17 protein-coding genes are annotated in these 16,900 nt (G+C 40.0%); 9 read left to right on the top strand and 8 right to left on the bottom strand.

From position 1 onward, the window contains the following. The 3 genes from ACULLG_RS14865 to ACULLG_RS14855 are packed head-to-tail and all read left to right on the top strand — an operon-like array spanning position 1 to position 2,452. On the top strand, positions 1–228 hold the full coding sequence (locus ACULLG_RS14865) for a hypothetical protein (RefSeq protein ID WP_452127586.1): 228 nt from the start codon (positions 1–3) through the stop codon (positions 226–228). Continuing rightward, positions 228–797 carry a phosphatase PAP2 family protein gene (locus ACULLG_RS14860; RefSeq protein WP_452127585.1) on the top strand — a complete coding sequence of 190 codons (570 nt, stop codon included), beginning with the start codon at positions 228–230 and terminating at the stop codon, positions 795–797. The genes ACULLG_RS14865 and ACULLG_RS14860 overlap by 1 nt, the downstream gene beginning before the upstream one ends. Next, positions 794–2,452 (top strand): ArnT family glycosyltransferase, encoded by a 1,659-nt coding sequence (locus tag ACULLG_RS14855; protein ID WP_452127584.1) that lies wholly within the window; start codon positions 794–796, stop codon positions 2,450–2,452. The genes ACULLG_RS14860 and ACULLG_RS14855 overlap by 4 nt, the downstream gene beginning before the upstream one ends. Here the strand turns inward: ACULLG_RS14855 and ACULLG_RS14850 are convergent. The 3 genes from ACULLG_RS14850 to meaB are packed head-to-tail and all read right to left on the bottom strand — an operon-like array spanning position 2,449 to position 5,342. Beyond that, the gene (locus tag ACULLG_RS14850) at positions 2,449–3,321 is read right to left on the bottom strand and encodes a lysylphosphatidylglycerol synthase transmembrane domain-containing protein (protein WP_452127583.1); all 873 of its coding nucleotides are present in this window, start codon (positions 3,319–3,321) and stop codon (positions 2,449–2,451) included. The genes ACULLG_RS14855 and ACULLG_RS14850 overlap by 4 nt on opposite strands. Then, entirely contained in the window at positions 3,302–4,264 is a 963-nt protein-coding gene (locus ACULLG_RS14845; protein WP_452127582.1) for a glycosyltransferase family 2 protein, read from the bottom strand. The genes ACULLG_RS14850 and ACULLG_RS14845 overlap by 20 nt, the downstream gene beginning before the upstream one ends. A 34-nt stretch (positions 4,265–4,298) precedes the next feature. After that, positions 4,299–5,342: a methylmalonyl Co-A mutase-associated GTPase MeaB gene (gene meaB, locus ACULLG_RS14840; RefSeq protein WP_452127581.1), complete on the bottom strand. Its 1,044-nt coding sequence runs from the start codon at positions 5,340–5,342 to the stop codon at positions 4,299–4,301. Between the two features lie 102 nt (positions 5,343–5,444). Here meaB and ACULLG_RS14835 point away from each other — a divergent pair, with 102 nt between their 5' ends. The 5 genes from ACULLG_RS14835 to ACULLG_RS14815 all read left to right on the top strand — a co-directional run bounded on the left by ACULLG_RS14835 (position 5,445) and on the right by ACULLG_RS14815 (position 9,294). Then, the gene (locus tag ACULLG_RS14835; RefSeq protein WP_452127580.1) at positions 5,445–5,993 is read left to right on the top strand and encodes a dihydrofolate reductase family protein; all 549 of its coding nucleotides are present in this window, start codon (positions 5,445–5,447) and stop codon (positions 5,991–5,993) included. Between the two features lie 7 nt (positions 5,994–6,000). Then, positions 6,001–6,561 carry a TetR/AcrR family transcriptional regulator gene (locus tag ACULLG_RS14830; RefSeq protein WP_452127579.1) on the top strand — a complete coding sequence of 187 codons (561 nt, stop codon included), beginning with the start codon at positions 6,001–6,003 and terminating at the stop codon, positions 6,559–6,561. A 148-nt stretch (positions 6,562–6,709) separates the two neighbouring features. Next, positions 6,710–7,252 (top strand): RNA polymerase sigma factor, encoded by a 543-nt coding sequence (locus tag ACULLG_RS14825; protein ID WP_452127578.1) that lies wholly within the window; start codon positions 6,710–6,712, stop codon positions 7,250–7,252. After that, complete coding sequence (locus tag ACULLG_RS14820) at positions 7,236–7,853, top strand: hypothetical protein (protein ID WP_452127577.1); 618 nt, start codon at positions 7,236–7,238, stop codon at positions 7,851–7,853. The genes ACULLG_RS14825 and ACULLG_RS14820 overlap by 17 nt, the downstream gene beginning before the upstream one ends. Next, complete coding sequence (locus tag ACULLG_RS14815; protein ID WP_452127576.1) at positions 7,825–9,294, top strand: hypothetical protein; 1,470 nt, start codon at positions 7,825–7,827, stop codon at positions 9,292–9,294. Before ACULLG_RS14820 ends, ACULLG_RS14815 begins: the two co-directional genes overlap by 29 nt. Before the next feature lie 77 nt (positions 9,295–9,371). Here ACULLG_RS14815 and msrA read toward each other — a convergent pair whose 3' ends face one another. Beyond that, positions 9,372–9,950: a peptide-methionine (S)-S-oxide reductase MsrA gene (msrA, locus tag ACULLG_RS14810; RefSeq protein WP_452127981.1), complete on the bottom strand. Its 579-nt coding sequence runs from the start codon at positions 9,948–9,950 to the stop codon at positions 9,372–9,374. A 160-nt stretch (positions 9,951–10,110) separates the two neighbouring features. Next, positions 10,111–10,794: a metal-dependent hydrolase gene (locus ACULLG_RS14805; protein ID WP_452127575.1), complete on the bottom strand. Its 684-nt coding sequence runs from the start codon at positions 10,792–10,794 to the stop codon at positions 10,111–10,113. Positions 10,795–11,119: 325 nt separating this feature from the next. On the opposite strand from ACULLG_RS14805, the gene ACULLG_RS14800 reads away from it, so the two are divergent. Then, on the top strand, positions 11,120–11,356 hold the full coding sequence (locus ACULLG_RS14800; protein ID WP_452127574.1) for a hypothetical protein: 237 nt from the start codon (positions 11,120–11,122) through the stop codon (positions 11,354–11,356). A gap of 168 nt (positions 11,357–11,524) precedes the next feature. Here ACULLG_RS14800 and ACULLG_RS14795 read toward each other — a convergent pair whose 3' ends face one another. Genes ACULLG_RS14795 through ACULLG_RS14785 form a run of 3 tightly spaced genes read right to left on the bottom strand, consistent with a single transcriptional unit; the run spans position 11,525 to position 16,883 of the window. Next, complete coding sequence (locus ACULLG_RS14795; RefSeq protein WP_452127573.1) at positions 11,525–13,102, bottom strand: amidohydrolase family protein; 1,578 nt, start codon at positions 13,100–13,102, stop codon at positions 11,525–11,527. 8 nt (positions 13,103–13,110) lie between these two features. After that, complete coding sequence (locus ACULLG_RS14790) at positions 13,111–15,624, bottom strand: M14 metallopeptidase family protein (protein WP_452127572.1); 2,514 nt, start codon at positions 15,622–15,624, stop codon at positions 13,111–13,113. A 41-nt stretch (positions 15,625–15,665) separates the two neighbouring features. Then, the gene (locus ACULLG_RS14785; protein WP_452127571.1) at positions 15,666–16,883 is read right to left on the bottom strand and encodes a sensor histidine kinase; all 1,218 of its coding nucleotides are present in this window, start codon (positions 16,881–16,883) and stop codon (positions 15,666–15,668) included. Positions 16,884–16,900: the final 17 nt, after the last annotated feature.

Below are 16,900 nucleotides of genomic sequence, written 5' to 3'. Positions count from 1 at the left end.
ATGGAATTACCCAAGTTTCTTTTAGGCGACAATACGGACCATCCGGACTCAATTTTTATCGTTCATACCGAATATCCACGTTTTATTATCAACCTGGAAAATGATGAAGTGGAATGGTTGGAAGAATTTTCCAAGGAAGATGAGGCCGAATTGGCTGCCGAAGCAGAGAGTTTGATAGAAGCGGCAACGGCATTCTACGATAGGGAAGTTTCGCGATACGATAGTTAATGCTCGAAGAACTCATACAGTGGGACCAAGAAGTCTTTTTATTTCTAAATGGACTTGGAACAGAAGCTTGGGATGGCTTTTGGATGTTCATGACCAGGACTCGTAATTCCTTTCCGTTATATGTATTGCTACTTTACTTAAGCTATAAAAGTTTTGGAATAAAAGGTACAGCGGCCGTTTTGATAAGCATAGCTTTGTTGATTACCTGCACCGACCAGCTCTCCAATTTCTTTAAATATGGTATTGGAAGACTCCGTCCTTGCCATGATCCAGAAATAAGCGAGGTAATGCGATTGGTGAAAAGTTATTGTGGAGGACAGTTCGGATACTTCTCTGCCCATGCCGCAAATTCCTTTGCGCCCGCCACCTTTTTTGCTCTGTTATTTCATAAAAAAGTCAAATATATTGGACTGTTTCTTGTGTTTTGGGCTATGATCGTAGCCTACAGCAGAATATACATCGGCGTACATTATCCTTTGGATGTTTTAACAGGAATGGTGATCGGCATCTTTTTTGGATGGGTGTTTGCCAGGTTGGTTATATTTGCATTCCAAAAATTGGGAACATGATATCATCTGCCAGATATTGGTTTTTACTTTCCCTAGTTGTTCTGGTGTACATTGCCGGAATGTTCGTTACCCTTTTTGAGAACGATTCCGCCCAATTTGCGGTCATGGCCATGCGAATGGTTCAAGAAAATGATTTTTTTACCCTGATCAAAGGCACGGAAGAGTATTTGGACAAACCGCACATGCACTATTGGTTGGCAGCCTTGTCCTTCAAAATTTTTGGCATCCACGATTGGGCATATCGAATACCTGCAATTTTGGTAACCTTATTGGGCGCTTGGAGTTGTTTTGGACTTGGAAAATTGCTTTACAGCAAAGATGTTGGTAAGCTTTCCGCATTGGTTTTTATGACGGCCCAGACCATAGTGCTTTCGGCTATTGATGTACGCACCGATGCTGTATTGACCGGTTTTGCCATTTTTTCAATCTGGCAGTTGGCCGCTTATATCGAGAATAACAAATTGCACAACATTCTTTGGGGAGCTTTCGGTGCAGGCATGGCATTTTCAACCAAAGGACAGATAGCCCTTGTAGTGATTGGGATTTCAATTTTGTGTCATTTGGCATACACCAAAAAATGGAAAAGTCTTTGGAGTTGGAAGGTATTTATCGCACTATTGGTTTTTGCGGTCACCATTGCCCCGATGCTCTATGCCTACTACCTTCAATTTGATTTACATCCTGAGAAAATAATTAGAGGAAGGGACAACCGCAGTGGCATCTTTTTTATTCTTTGGGAACAAAGTTTTGAACGAATGAGTGGCCAGGGCGTAGGGAAGAATAGTAGCGATTTTTTCTTCTTTTTTCACACCTTTCTATGGGTTTTTCTTCCTTGGACGGTGATTGCCTTATTGGCATATTGGACCCAAGTAAAAACATTTTGGAAGACAAAACTAGCCTACAAACCAAAAACGGAGTTTTTGACCGTGGGAGGCATCACCATCCTATTTTTTCTGATAAGTCTGGCCCAGTTTAAGCTTCCACATTATATCAATATTCTTATCCCATTATATTCCATATTAACGGCGGCCTATCTGATGTGGATATATGAAAAATCCAAGAAAAGGACATTGAAAGTGCTGCTGGGGGTTCAATATTTTATATTGAGTTTGGTATTCATATTTACGATGTTGGCGTGCTTTTATGTCTTCGATTTCAATGGCATTCAATATTACCTATTATTGCTCGCCTTGTTTATGGTGATATGTCATTTTTGTTTGAAAAGGGAAGAATACTTTAAAAGAATTATTACACTGTCCGCTTACAGTTCAATATTGTTGAATGTAGTTTTGAACCTGCACTTTTATCCTTCACTTTTAGAATATCAAGCGGGCTCCACTATGGCCGAAAAAGTTGCAGAGCGCAATATTCCTGTGGATAATATTTACAAGATTTCCGACAGGCATACTTGGGCAATGGATTTTTACAATCAAAATCCAGTCAATATTGTTTCCGTATCCGATTTGGAACAAAAACCCAAAGCCTGGGTATATGCCACTGATGAAGAACTACAAAAACTTAGAGTGGCGGGATATCACTGGCATGATGAAATTACCGTAGACCAATTTCGAATTACAAGATTACAATTGAAGTTCCTGAATCCACTCACTCGAGAAGACAAACTCAACAAAATGCATTTAGTCCATTTGGATTAATCCAATGTTTCCAATTTCGGTTTTTTGAAGTGATAGAATATCCCAAAAAATGATATCAAGGCAGTCATCAGGAAGAATACAAAACTGATACTTATGGAAGAGCCTGCATCAAGGCCCAACCACTCCGCTCCATATAAAAACGTAATTTCCCTGCTTCCAATGCCGCCAATGGTCAACGGAATTACGGATACAATAGAGGAGACCAAAAAAATGAACAAATATTCCGCTGTTTGTAATTCTATGGAAAGGGATTTTAAAATACAGAGGATACATATGAGTTGGGATAATTGAACAAAAGCCGAATACGCCAAAGATTTCCAGAAAACTAGCAGCGAAAAGGAGAAAAACCGTTTGTTCATCCACCAAAAGACAATAATGCTCAACGGAATCCCTATGGCAAAAACCCAGCTATACGTTGTAAAAATGGGTTGTTGAAGTAATAGAGCCAATACACAGGAATAGATAAAAATCAACAACATTCCGCTTAATCGGTCGAGCAAAAGTACCGAGACCACTCTTTTTGTCCCAGATTTGTACTTTTTTTGAATGACATAGCCTTTGTAGGCGTCACCGCCAATTCCACCGGGTAAAAAAAGATTGTAGAACATCCCCAGCAAGTACAATTTTAAGTTGCTCAGTTGGGTGATTTTAACGTCTATTTGATGGAAGTAGAGATTAAGTCGAAATGAGGCCAAAACCTTGGACAATACCACCAATAACACTCCAAGGATTAGGTAAACAGGATTACTGTCCTTTAATGTTTGAACAACATCTTCAAACTGTATTTTGGTGAAAATAAAGTATATCAGTGCGGCACTGACAAGAATTTTTAAGGCCGTAATGAGTTTTTTACGCAGCTTTTCCGTCACCGATGGTTATTTTTTTAACACGATAAGGCCTTTTTTGCTGGGATTCGTAGTAAGTGCGTATGAGCAATTCCATTACAATTCCGATGGTGAATAATTGGATTCCACCCAAGATAAACATCATTCCAAAAATTAGCAGCGGTCTGCTACCAATGTCTTCACCAAAACCGAGCTTCACAATCAATAGATAAATGTTGATAAAAACTCCAAGGATGATTAGAAGCACTCCAAAAATTCCAAACAAATGTATCGGTCTTTGAAAATATTTTCTGATGAAGAGCAGAAGCATCATGTCCGCAACTACTTTAAAAACACGCTCCAAACCATATTTTGAAACACCGGCATGACGGGCATGGTGCTTCACAGGAACTTGTTTTATCTGTCCACCCTCCAAATAGGCCAAAAGGGTAATAAAGCGGTGCATTTCGCCATAAAGATTTAAACCTTTGGCAATATCTTTGGTAAAGACTTTTAAGGCACAGCCATTGTCTTTGATATCCAATTTTGTCACCCTCCGAACTAAAAAATTGGCAATTTTTGAGGGGATTTTTTTGACAAGTGAATCCTGTCGTTTTTGACGGATTCCGGTAACCACATCAAAATCGCCACTGACGGCATATTCCAACATCTGCGGAATATCGGATGGGTCGTTTTGCAGGTCACCATCCATGGTGATGATGTATTCCCCTTCGGCATAATCGATTCCTGCCGCCAAAGCCAAACTTTGACCATAATTCTTTTTAAGCTCTATCAAATGCACTAGATTGTCATCCATGTCCTTGACCACTTTCCGGGTCTTGTCGGTGGAAAAATCATCAACATAGACGATTTGATAGTTGTAACCCTTTAAGTTTTCATGGATTTTTTCGGTCAGCAAGACCACATTGTCCTCTTCGTTGTACAATGGAACCACAATGGATAACAGGGAATCGGTGACAGTGCTCATGTATTGGCTTATAATCTGGGCAAATTTACTTCTTTTATTTAAGTTCCCCGGTTAAGCATTCCAATAGCTTTTTGGCGGCATAAAAAGGAGATACTTTGTGTTCCTCGACGGCCTTCAACATTTCATTCTGAAGTTTTTTAAATGATTTCTTCTTACGGAAATATTGCTTTAACTGCTCGTCCAGCGTCTGCACGAACCAATTTTTGTTTTGCTCCTTTCTATTTGCGTCAAAATATCCTTTCTCTTTGGCTTGGGCCACAAAATCTTCAATCATTTTCCATATCTCATCGATTCCTGTGCCTTCCGCGGCCGAACAACGGAGGACTTTTGGAATCCAGCCATTTTCTTTGGGTGGATATAGGTGGAGGGCTCTTGAAAATTCGACTTCGGCCAATTTTGCCTTTTCCAGATTACCACCATCCGCTTTGTTGATTGCAATGGCATCGGCCATTTCCATAATACCTCTTTTAATGCCTTGAAGTTCATCTCCGGCCCCTGAAAGTTTCAATAGCAGAAAAAAATCAACCATACTGTGTACCATGGTCTCACTTTGGCCAACACCGACGGTCTCAACCAAAACAATGTCATAACCGGCCGCTTCGCAGAGTACGATACTTTCGCGGGTCTTTCGGGCTACCCCGCCCAAAGAATCCCCAGAGGGTGACGGTCGAATAAAAGCATTTGGGTCTTTGGAAAGCAATTGCATCCGGGTTTTATCCCCTAAAATACTGCCCTTGCTCAAGGTGCTGGTCGGATCTACGGCCAAAACGGCAACCTTTTTGCCCATTTGGGTCAAGGTTTTGCCGAAAACCTCAATAAAAGTACTCTTTCCCACTCCGGGAACCCCCGTTATCCCGATTCGGATGCTATCACCGGGTTTTGCCAGACATTGTTCAATAAGTGCATTGGCCTTTTCAAAATGCTCAGATTTTGAACTTTCAACCAATGTAATTGCCTTGGACAAGTGGGCTTTGTCTCCTTTAAAAATTCCCTTTAACAGTTGCTCAGCAGAGAGATCTTGCTTTCGGAGCTTTTTAATTTTAGAGATATGTGAAGAAATACGTTGCTCGTTTGACAAGGTGAAAAGTGCTATTGTTTTGTACTAAGGTATAAAGTTTTTGCAGGTTTATGGATTCATTTAAAATTATACACTGTATATTTATGATTTAATTTAATAGGTATGAGGGATAATATTGCAAATGGTTATGTTTTTATGGCATCTAGTTTAGATGGATTTGTTGCTCGGGAAGACAATTCTTTGGATTGGCTTATGAAATACGGAGTGGATGAAAATGACAATAGTTTTGAAGAGTTTACCAATCAAATGGATGTGTTGGTCATGGGGAGTGGAACCTTTAAAACCGTATTGGGTTTCAATCAATGGCCATACAAAATGCCAACTTTCGTGATAAGCGGCACATTGGCACAGGCAGATGTCCCAAAATCACTTCAAAACAAAGTGACAATAAAAAATCTAAATCCGATTGAGTTAATGCAATTTCTGTATAAAGAAGGCTTTAAAAAAGCATACGTTGATGGAGGAAAGTTGGTGCAATCCTTTATTAATAAAGGATTGATTTGTGAAATAACCCTAACTCAAATACCGATTCTAATAGGTAAGGGCAAAAGATTGTTTGGTGAAATTGAAAAGGACATCGATTTGGAATTGATAAATTCAAAGCGAATGAAATTTGATTTTGTGCAAAATCATTATCGAGTGGTAACATAACGACGTGATGAAAAATACCTTGGGAAGACCTACAAATGATAATTTGATATTGTCCAAAGATGAAATTCTTAAGGAGGCTCTTATAATTCTTGATAACCAGGGAGAGCGTGGACTATCTTTCAGAAAATTGGCAAAAGTATTCGGAGTTACGGCGATGGCCTTAAAGCATCATGTGGGATCGCGTCAAAATATCATAAAAGACCTCGTTGGAATTGTATACAAAAGTGTAAATGTTATAAACGCGACAGAAGATTCCAAATTGATAATACAAGAATTACTGGGTAATTATTGCGAATGTGTCTTCAAACATCCCAACGTATGCAGATTATTGTTGACCGACCATTCATTGATAAATCAGGAGTTGATTGATTTGACCAATACCGTAAGGGAGCAGTCAAAGTTATTGGTGCAAAATGAAAGTGAAGGTGTTTTATTTGCCGATATTGTTATTGATTATACCCATGGCTTTGCTTTGGCTGCAGCTTCACAAAATGATAAAACCCATATGGGAGTATTGACCATAGACGACTTTACGAAAGGTTTGGCGTGGTTGCTCTCAACGGTTTGACTTAACAATTAGCCTCCAAAACATACTTTTTAAACTGATGACACCTTCTTTTTGTTAAAAAAGAGCAAAATTCTTCTGATTTTGCAACGCGGGCTTTTTTACATCGTCCTTAACTTGAACAGCTAAAATACCAAACACAAAACCGACCATGTTTCAGATTGAACTGGTAGAAAAATGTAAGTCCAACGACCGTCAAGCGCAATTACAGCTCTATAGGCAATATTGCGATGGAATGTATGGTGTGGCCCTACGCTTTCTGAAAAACCCGCATGACGCGGAAGATGTTCTGCAGGAAGCTTTTATAAAAGCTTTTCAACGAATAGACCAATTTAAGGGCGAGGTTACTTTCGGGGCATGGTTAAAGCGAATAGTGATAAACGGCAGCATCGATTTTTTAAAGTCGAAGCACCAAAAGACGGTAGAGTTGAACGAGGGACATATTCATGTAGTGGACGATGACGATTGGAGCGTAGAGGAAGGAATATCACTCGAAACAATAAACGAGGTGATTGAAAATCTTCCCGAAAAATATAAGTACGTGGTGCAGTTGTTTCTGGTGGAAGGGTATGATCATAGCGAGATTTCCGGAATATTGGGAATTTCAGAAACGGCTTCAAGGACCAGATTGCTGCGAGGCAAAATGAAATTAAAAGAATCATTAAAGAACAGGACTTATGGCACAGGATCTTAGAGAATTGTTCGCAAAGGAAAGGGAACAGCATAAGAAGACAATGAAACTGGGGCATGAAGCCCGGTTTTTATCCAAGTTGGAAGAAAGCATGCCTACGGACCAGGTAGAGGTAGAATCTGAACCTCTGACTAAACCCACATCGTTCTTCTGGATACGCATTGCTGCCTCGGTTGTTGTGGTGTTGGGTTTAACCGCATATTTCGTATTTGGCAGAGGGGAATCCATAGACCCGAAAGTGTCCATTGCCAATACGGAGAATACCGATACGCCGCACAAGGGTATTTCATTGGGGGACCTTTCTCCCGATTTGGAAAAGGTAGAAAGCTACTACGTTACCAATATCAACCTTGAGCTTTCCGGTTTGGAATTCACAGGGGACAACAAGGCCATTATTGACAATTATATGCTACGACTTTCCGAATTGGATGAGGAGTACAGCAGGTTAAATGTTGAGCTTAATGATATTGGACCGAACGACGATACCATAAATGCCTTGATACAAAACCTGCAGTTGCGATTGCAATTATTACAAAAATTAAAATCAAAGTTAAATCAATTAAAATCATCAAAAAATGAACAGGAACCCGCAAATATTGTTTAATGTTTTTCTTTTTGGTCTGATGGGCTTCGTCTGTCAGGCTCAGGAAAAATCCAAAACATACAAAGAGACGTTCAATGTGAACAAAGAAACCGTCTTGAACATCGATACCAGTCATGCAGACATCGAATTTGAGACTTGGGACAAAGACGAAGTGGAAATTACAGCCGTAGTTGAGCTTGAGGGAGCTACAGAGGAAGAAGCCAAAAGATATTTTGAAAGAGATGTCGTTAAAATACTGGGCAATAGCAAGGAAATAGAGATTAAAACGATAGGGAATAGTTTTAGCGTCTTCTCAAGTGACATGTTGGGTCATGATTTTGATTTCGTGGCCCCGGATGTATCCTTTGTTGACCCAATCATTGAGAACTTGGTGATTCCTGAACTCCCGGAACTTCCAGAAATGCCAGAGGTAATGGTAATTCCCGAAATGCCACCCTTACCACCTATTCCACACATTGATTTTGACTATGAATCCTATAAAAAGGATGGAGATAAATATCTGAAACAATGGAAAAAGGAATTTGACAAGAATTTTGATAGGAAGTACCATAAACGCTTTGAAGAATGGAGCAAGGAAATGGAAAAAATGGCTGAAGAACGGGAAAAGCGGCGAGAAGAACTTCGGGAACAACGTATCATAATAAGAGAGGAAACAAGGGCCATAAGGGATGAAGCCCGGGCTAGACGTGATGAGTTAAGAGCAGAACGAGACGAACTTCGGGAAGAACGGGACAGGGAAAGGGACCGACACAGGGCCGATAGGGTGTTTAGATTGCAAAGTGGGGATGATTCCAATATTTTTTACTTCTCATCGGATGGAGAGCACAAAAAATACAAGGTGAAAAAGCACATCAAGATCAAGATGCCAAAGTCTGTCAAGTTGAAAATGAACGTGAGGCATGGGGAGGTAAAATTAGCGGCAAATACTAAAAATATGAAAGCAAGCTTGTCCTACGCAAGCTTGCTTGCCTCAACCATTGATGGCGATAGAACGGATATTAGGGCTTCCTATTCGCCAGTAGTAGTTCAGCGATGGAATTATGGGCAGCTAAAAACGGATTATTCAAATGAGGTGAATTTAAAAGAAGTAGGTGAGCTGACTTTAAATTCAGTGTCGTCCAATGTTACCATAGGTCGCTTAACCGATAAGATTTATGTGACCAATAATCTAGGTGCACTCCAAATAAATTCAGTTTCCAGCAGTTTTTCTGATGTGGATATCACCGTGGAGAACGGTGAAGTGGATTTTACAATTCCGTCCGTCCCATTTTCAATTTATGTGAAGGAAACCAATTCTGAGGTTAGTTTTCCTGAGGCTATTGCCGTTGGGTCATCAAAAAACTATAGCACTAATGTGCACAAAGGGTATCATATCAATGATAAAAACAATAAATCGGTAAATATAAACTCCAAGTATAGCGAAGTTGTTTTGAAAGAATAGTGCAACCTTATTCCATCAACACGCCCTGACCATCTTCTTTTTACCTCTCCAGAATTCCCACCAATAATCATCACACTTTAGTGTGAATCTTCTTTTAAATACGACTTGAAATTTTCCTTGAATCGATTCAATCGAGGTATTGAAACGTTTCGGATATAAGAATTGTTCGGATTTCTTCTTTCATAGTCCTGGTGATACTCTTCTGCCTTATAAAAAACATCGAATGCCACAACTTGCGTTACTATGGGCTTACCATATACATCTTTGGACGTTAATAGTTCGATATAGTCCGTGATGATTTTCTTTTCGGCATCATTTTTATAAAATGCAATGGAACGATATTGTGCTCCCCGGTCAGGTCCTTGTCGATTTAGTGAGGTTGGGTCATGCGAACCAAAGAAAACCTGGACCAACTGTGTAAAAGAAATCACCTTTGGGTCATAAAACACTTCTACTGCCTCGGCATGTCCGGTTCTTCCATAAGCAACCTGCTCGTAGTTCGGATTTTTTTCCGGCCCTCCGGAGTAGCCAGAATAGACCTCTTTAACACCCTTAACACTTTCAAAAATAGCCTCGACACACCAAAAACAGCCACTCGCAAAATAGGCAGTTTCATATTCTTGCAGTGCTTCTGGCGAGACAACAACCTTTTCCATGGGTTTATGCTCGGCAACAGTAGGTTGTACTTTGGCGGTTTTGGACTGACATCCGAAGGAGGTCAATAAAATCAACGGTATAAATAAATGTCTCACTATTTTGTTTTTATGCTTTGTCGCATGGAAATATAATGTATTACTGCGAGGAAAAGGAATTTTGTCAAATGGATATACTGGAGCCAATATCCAGCAGAATCAACTCTTTCCCTTTGGATTTAAAATGAGATTGCGCCTCGGCTCTGTCAAGTTTAATAGGAGGGAAGGTATCATAATGACACCCCAATACTTTACTGCACTGTACAAAATCACTGGCAATACAGGCATCTTCATAGCCCATAGTGAAATTATCCCCGATTGGGAATATGGCCAAATCCAGTGCGGAGCAGGTCTCAGGAATAAGTTTCATATCCAAGGTTAATGCAGTGTCCCCTGCGATGTAAATACATTTGGAAGCGGTGGTCAATACAAATCCACCAGGATTTCCACCATAGGAACCATCGGGCAGTACACTGGAATGTATGGCATTTACATATTTTAAGGTTCCGAAACCGAACTTAAACTTTCCACCATGGTTCAATGGATGGCCATTTATCCCCTTCGCTCCGAACCACTCTACAATTTCATAATTTGATATCAGAAGGGCCTTTGGATTGTTTTTCGCAATCGTCTCCACATCCAATACATGATCTTGATGACCATGGGTAATTAGAATATAATCAACTTTCAATGCTTTTATATCAATATGGGCTGCCAAACTGTTTCCGCTTATAAAAGGATCTACAATCAGATTGGCATTTTCAGTTTGGATTAAAAGGGTAGCATGTCCTAAGAATGTGATTTTCATGATTTGTGGTTTAAAAGAGTTCGAATAGGGTCGAAAATGTCTTGAAATTATGAAATCTATAGATTCAAAACAAAATATTTGGTCGATGTCCTTACCAAAAAATCAGACCAACTGCACAAGCTGCATCCATAGCTATTGCTGCAAACATCGATGAAATGCATAAGGAATCGATAGCCTGTTTTTTACATTGAAAACGTTTGTCGAGGATAAAATACACTTCAGCCGAAAAAAGTTCCGATACCGAAAAAAAAAGGGCGTTAAGCGAGATAAATCTGGGTCAGGGGCCGGGCTAGGGTAGATTTACAATGTAAAAACAACCCAAGTCATGAAAGCAATTTTAACCCTTATCGCAGTAATCTTCTTCGGAACTTTAGCTATGGCACAAGACGCTTCTAAGGAAGTAAAAGTTGACACTATAACTGTTGGTGTTGAATTGGATATCACAATTCAGAAAGAGACTGAAAAAGAAGTAAAGGTTGCTAGATTGTACAAGTTCAAAAACGCTAGAGTAAAAAAAGCACTTACTTTTAAAACCAAAAGAAACAAATCTAAATTGGCTTAATCATGATTATGGGCATTGCCATACCACTTGTATTGTTTTTTAGCACAGCTTTTGTCATCGCATCAATTGCTTTCTCTTTGCGAAAAAAGCGAGATCAATATTAATAATTCAGGAAAACTGACTGTGCTGTTTTACATCCCCAAACCTTAACTTCTATTATGACTTCCGCTATCTTAATCCCGGTTGCTTTATTTTGTAGTTTAATTTTTGTTTCTGTTGCTGTACTGTTTTCTTTACGTCTTGCAAAAGCGCCTGCGCATCGTAAATAATACCATCTTTAATCGTATAGCTGACACCACCAACGCGAACAACTTCATTATCCTCGGTTAGTTTGATTGCTCCGGTACCGTATAGTACCTTGAGATTTTTTAATGGATTTTCGGGAACAATGACAAAATCGGCCAGTTTGCCTACGGACACGGTACCTATTTTATCATCCATACCTAGAGCTTCTGCACCGTTTAAGGTTGCAGAGCGGATAATTTCCAAGGGATGAAAGCCAGCTTCTCTTAAAAGTTCCATTTCGCGGATATAGGCAAAGCCGTATAATTGGAAAATAAACCCGGAATCTGATCCAGTGGTTACTCTACCGCCCCTGTTTTTGTATTCGTTTACAAAGGTCATCCACAGTTTATAATTTTCTCGCCAGGCCACTTCTTGTTCCGTGCCCCAGTCGTGCCAATACGAACCGTGGGAAATTTTACTGGGCTGATAGAAATCCCACAAAGAAGGTAAAGTGTAATCTTCGTGCCATTCAGCTCTTCGAGCTCTGTGCAAATCCCGACTTGCCTCATAAATGTTTAAAGTAGGGTCCAAGGTGAAATCCAGACTTATCAATTCGTCCATGACCTTGTTCCAGTGCTCAGAGTAGGGTTTGGCGGCCTGTTTCCAAAGTTTTCCAGCTTCTTCAAATCGATGTTGTTCGTTTTGATAGTTGTAGTCCACCGGATAATCTTGCACGGTTCTATCTTCAAACAAAGCTTCTGGAAGCCCGTACCAATGCTCCATACTGGTCAAACCGGCTCGTGCGGAATGAAGCACATTCCAGCGAGCAACATCCAATTGCGCATGGTGGCAAGCAGAGCGTAAACCCAATTTTTTGTTTTCATCCAATGCGGCGGCCATAATTTCTGGTGGGGCGCCGAAAAACTTAATGCCATCCGCACCTCGTTCAGCATTAGCTCTAACCCATTTTCTGGCCTGTTCCGGGGTGCTTATTGGTGCGTCATTTAAGGGGTTAAAACCACTTGATTTTTGTCCGAAGGCAGTATACGCCAGAATTCGAGGGGCAACAATCTCATTCTTTGCACTTCGTTTTTTCAAATCCAAGGTCCAATCAACCCCCCGTCCAGCGGGTTCCCTAACTGTGGTAATGCCATGGGCCATCCACAGTTTGAATACATAATCGGAGTCAGCACCCTGTCCAATACCGCCAATATGGCCATGCATATCAACAAAACCTGGTAGGAGGTACATGCCTTTGCAATCCAATTCTTTTCCTCCGGGTTTGAGTTGTGGCCTTTTGGAATCATCAATTTTAACTCCGGGATACCCTACCACCTGAATTTTAGTGATCTTGTTCTTTTCCACTACAATATCCACGGGACCTCTCGGTGGTGCTCCATTTCCATTGATCAATGTGACTCCTCTAATAATGAGCTGGGAAAATGGGCCTTCGCTAAGGTTTTCTTGCCCGAATCCGAAACTAAATTGGAATAAGGTTAAAAGGAAAAATAGTTTTTTCATAGTATTGGTTATTCTGGAATTCTAATTTTATCACCTAAAAACAATGCATTTAAGAACAATCTGTTGGTGCCATACCATGATCCTCTAAAATTGGGATTGTCTGCAAAGAGGACTACCCTGCCGCTCCCTAATTTGCTAACAATCAAGGATGCAGAAGGTTTTAGATTATCTTCCATATTCTTTTTGGTGACAAAACCATCTATATGAGGATTTTCGGCATATTTGGCCACGGTGGCATACGCATTTTTACTTGGGGAAAGCCAAACCGTATTGTTTTTATAGACTGGAATTGAAGTGTCACGATAGCCAAATGCAAGGGGATGGGTTACATCCAAATCAACTTTAAGAATAACGCCACCGACCCTTTCTTTTCCCAAATTTTCAGGAGCGTCAACATAGGGCCTTCTTTCTACTGTGGATGTGGAATCCTTTTCTTTTTTTGTTAGTTTTTCCTCCACAAGTTCTTTGTCAATAGCCCATTTGGAAGCTGTCCCTACGGTAATGAGGGTATTGCCCTTTTCTACCCAAGCTTTTATTTTTTCTTGTTGTTTTTTATTGAAATTATAACTGCCAGAAACCATGACTAAGGTGTTGTACTTATCAAGGTTTGCACCACCAAAATTTCGAATCGGGATTTTGGTAATGGGCATGTGCACCCTAGTATCCAATAAATGCCATACTTCTCCAGCTTCATAGGAACGGACTCCATGGCCAATGATCATGGCAGCTTTTGGCTTTGTTATGGCATCTACATATCGACTTCCCAAATCAATACCTTTTACATTATAACCCGAATTCGCAGCATAAATGGGCACTCGGAACTTGTTTTGGGCTTTCTGAATGCTTTTGTACACTTCGTCCGCGTTCTTTTTTTGGAGGCTGACAGGAACAACCAAGGCTCCATAATTGAAGCTTTTGTTTCCTTCCTGCGTTTTTGCAGTAAATGGTTTAAAGGAGCTTGAAATTACCAATCCTTTGGATTGTAGGTAATTTAAAGCTGCTACGGCATTGTAATCGTCGTAATCGATGATATAGGCATAGTTAGATTTCTGAACGGCAACGGGCTTGACCAAATCGTCTATTGATGTGATTTTATCACCTAGGTTAAGAGCAGTCACCGGTTTGTATTTCATATTGTAGAAGTTGGCCACGGACCATGCGGAGGCATCATAATAGACACTATCCCGATATTTTGCATAGGTCTCGAACATGCTCTGTACCATACGATATTGCGGTTGTCCTGTGGGTACCACAAAACTGTTTCCAGATTTATAGACCTCGATTTTGTGTAATAGTAGCTTGTCAACGAAGGCTTTTACGCGATTTGGGTCATGATCATCTTTAAAGGAATATCCCCTAATCCGACTTTTGGAAGCATTGCCCAAGGCGCTTTTAAAGAAATCCTGTTGATATTTTCTCAAGTATGCTTTGTTTTCAACAGCAGCTTTTATCGTTGTGATACTTGACAAGTATTGATTGCGGATGGTGAATGCAAATGTGATTTCACCAAAATCTGTGGTTTGTTTGTGTCCCCTTGAACTTGCTTGTTCAAACAATAATCCCAATCCACCTTGTAAATCAGGGTAGGAGGAACCATAACCAGGATAGGTGCCATCAAAAGCTTCTTTGGTAAAGTAAAATGAACCGATACTATCCAGAGCTTTTGCAAAGTAGTCTCCAAACAGATTATTGAGGTCAACGTAGTTTTCCTTGGGCATTATTGGATTTAAAGACCCATTGTCCTTCATAGGTTCAAAGAAATAAGAACTTTGCGTACCCATTTCGTGAAAATCGGTCACCACATTGGGATACCACTCATGATACCATGTCAATTTCCCTCGGCTTTCAGGGTTTATTCCCAACAACCAGTCTCGGTTTAAATCGAACCAGTAATGATTGGTTCTTCCCCTGGGCCAATATTCGTTATGCTCCACATCTTGCGGGTCGGCAACCAATGGATTCCCTTGGTACATATTTGCCCAATGGGTATGTCTGTCCCTGCCGTCGGGATTAATGGTCGGATCGATGAAGATGACCCCTTTGTTCAAGTAATTTAATATTTCTGGGTTGTTGGAAGCGACCAGAGTATAGGCGGTGAGCATAGCCGCTTCGGAACTTGAAGGCTCGTTTCCATGGACGTTGTATCCCAAATTCACAAAAATTGGAATCTCATCATAGTTGGTTGGATTTTGTGCGGGATCTGTAAATTGAAGGTGCTTGGCCTTCAATTGATCAAGATTTTTAAGGTTTTCAGGTGTGGTGACGGTCAACATCACCAATTTTCGACCCTCATGGGTTTTGCCATATTCATAAATGCTTGCCCTTTCGGAAAGCTCTGAAAGTTTGGTGAGATAGCTAACGATTAAATCGTGTCGAGTGTGCTTATCACCAATACCATGGCCAAGGAATTCTTGAGGAGAGGGAATATCAGAATTGAAAGGATGGTATTTTTTATAGAAATAGTCTTGTGCGGAAACTGGAGCACTTAGAAAAAGTGCTGCCAAAAGCAGTTTTTTGAGCATTAGATGAAGAATTTGTTAGTCGGTTAAAGATAGGAAAAGCTTTACTCGATAGCATTGAAATCTTCCACAATTTCTTCAAATTCAATACGATAATAAGTTCCTTTTTTGGATAAATCCCTAGCTATGGTTCCCCTGAGCTGTCGAGTGAGGTTGTAGATGAGCTTTAAACCCAGGGATTTTGCATTTTTTGGGTCAAAATTTTCGGAATACCCGATGCCATTGTCACCTAAATAGAGCTCATAGCGATTATCTGCAAGGTTTTTGAGAGAGAGGGTGATTTTTCCTTTCTTTTCGTCCGAAATCCCATATTTTAAGGCATTCGTGATGGTTTCATTGATGATTAATCCCAACGGGATTACGGTATCAATGCTAAGCTTGTTTTCCTCAATGTTCAAATCTACCTCAATATTGGTGGCATTGCCCTTAACGGATCGTACCAGGTATTCAGTAAGTTCTTTGACATACGGTCTTACCTCAATTTTGGACAAATAATCATCCCGTTTATATAGCATTTCATGAACCATGGCCATTGAAACGACCCTGTTTTGACTACTCTTGATTATACTGCTGATTTTTTCATCAGCAATGGTCCTGGATTGCAGACTTAACAGACTGGAAACCGTTTGTAGATTGTTCTTGACCCTGTGATGTACTTCTTTTAAAAGAATCTCCTTTTCATCAATTCGCTGTTGAATTTCATTTCGGGATTTATATAGTTTATGGTGGGCTTTCAACAAGTTTTTCCCTAAAACGACTCCTAATAGATACACCGCATAGAGTGCACTTCCCAAGGCAAACCAACTTTTGGATGACTCGGGAACAAGATTCTGGGAAATTTTATAATCCCCTAAATCATAAATAAATAGAACGGCAATGACCAAAAGGTTTATTACTAGATATATCTGCCCATAAACCATTGTAATTACGTATCCTGAGAAAACCACTATTGCAAGAACAAAAAGAAAAGGACTCTGTATACCTCCACTATAAAGGGTAATTATGGTGGCCCCAACCATGGAGACAATAGAAGTGACATTATAACAAAGAATGAGGTTTTTATGTCTGGTATACAAAACCGTATTGAGCAAATTCAATAAGGCATAACCAAAAAATGTATATGGAATTATTTCTTTGATGTCCAAAAAAAACAGGCACACCAACCCAAAAATTATTGCAATGAAAGAAGAACTATAGTTTACCTTAAGTACCAAATCGATTTTTTCTTGAAAATGATATTTATCCTCAAAAGGAATTTTCATGGGCTGCGCTTGGGTTG

This window comes from Flagellimonas sp. 2504JD1-5 (assembly GCF_053618295.1).
This window is presented reverse-complemented; position numbering and strand designations above follow the sequence as displayed.

Coding starts and splice junctions, on each gene's coding strand:
- ACULLG_RS14860 (WP_452127585.1), top strand. CDS start 228: ATGCTCGAAGAACTCATACAGTGGGACCAAGAAGTCTTTTTATTTCTA.
- ACULLG_RS14830 (WP_452127579.1), top strand. CDS start 6,001: ATGAAAAATACCTTGGGAAGACCTACAAATGATAATTTGATATTGTCC.
- ACULLG_RS14785 (WP_452127571.1), bottom strand. CDS start 16,883: ATGAAAATTCCTTTTGAGGATAAATATCATTTTCAAGAAAAAATCGAT.
- ACULLG_RS14820 (WP_452127577.1), top strand. CDS start 7,236: ATGGCACAGGATCTTAGAGAATTGTTCGCAAAGGAAAGGGAACAGCAT.
- ACULLG_RS14805 (WP_452127575.1), bottom strand. CDS start 10,794: ATGAAAATCACATTCTTAGGACATGCTACCCTTTTAATCCAAACTGAA.
- ACULLG_RS14800 (WP_452127574.1), top strand. CDS start 11,120: ATGAAAGCAATTTTAACCCTTATCGCAGTAATCTTCTTCGGAACTTTA.
- ACULLG_RS14790 (WP_452127572.1), bottom strand. CDS start 15,624: ATGCTCAAAAAACTGCTTTTGGCAGCACTTTTTCTAAGTGCTCCAGTT.
- ACULLG_RS14795 (WP_452127573.1), bottom strand. CDS start 13,102: ATGAAAAAACTATTTTTCCTTTTAACCTTATTCCAATTTAGTTTCGGA.
- ACULLG_RS14815 (WP_452127576.1), top strand. CDS start 7,825: ATGAACAGGAACCCGCAAATATTGTTTAATGTTTTTCTTTTTGGTCTG.
- ACULLG_RS14835 (WP_452127580.1), top strand. CDS start 5,445: ATGAGGGATAATATTGCAAATGGTTATGTTTTTATGGCATCTAGTTTA.
- ACULLG_RS14865 (WP_452127586.1), top strand. CDS start 1: ATGGAATTACCCAAGTTTCTTTTAGGCGACAATACGGACCATCCGGAC.
- msrA (WP_452127981.1), bottom strand. CDS start 9,950: ATGGAAAAGGTTGTTGTCTCGCCAGAAGCACTGCAAGAATATGAAACT.
- ACULLG_RS14845 (WP_452127582.1), bottom strand. CDS start 4,264: ATGAGCACTGTCACCGATTCCCTGTTATCCATTGTGGTTCCATTGTAC.
- ACULLG_RS14825 (WP_452127578.1), top strand. CDS start 6,710: ATGTTTCAGATTGAACTGGTAGAAAAATGTAAGTCCAACGACCGTCAA.
- ACULLG_RS14855 (WP_452127584.1), top strand. CDS start 794: ATGATATCATCTGCCAGATATTGGTTTTTACTTTCCCTAGTTGTTCTG.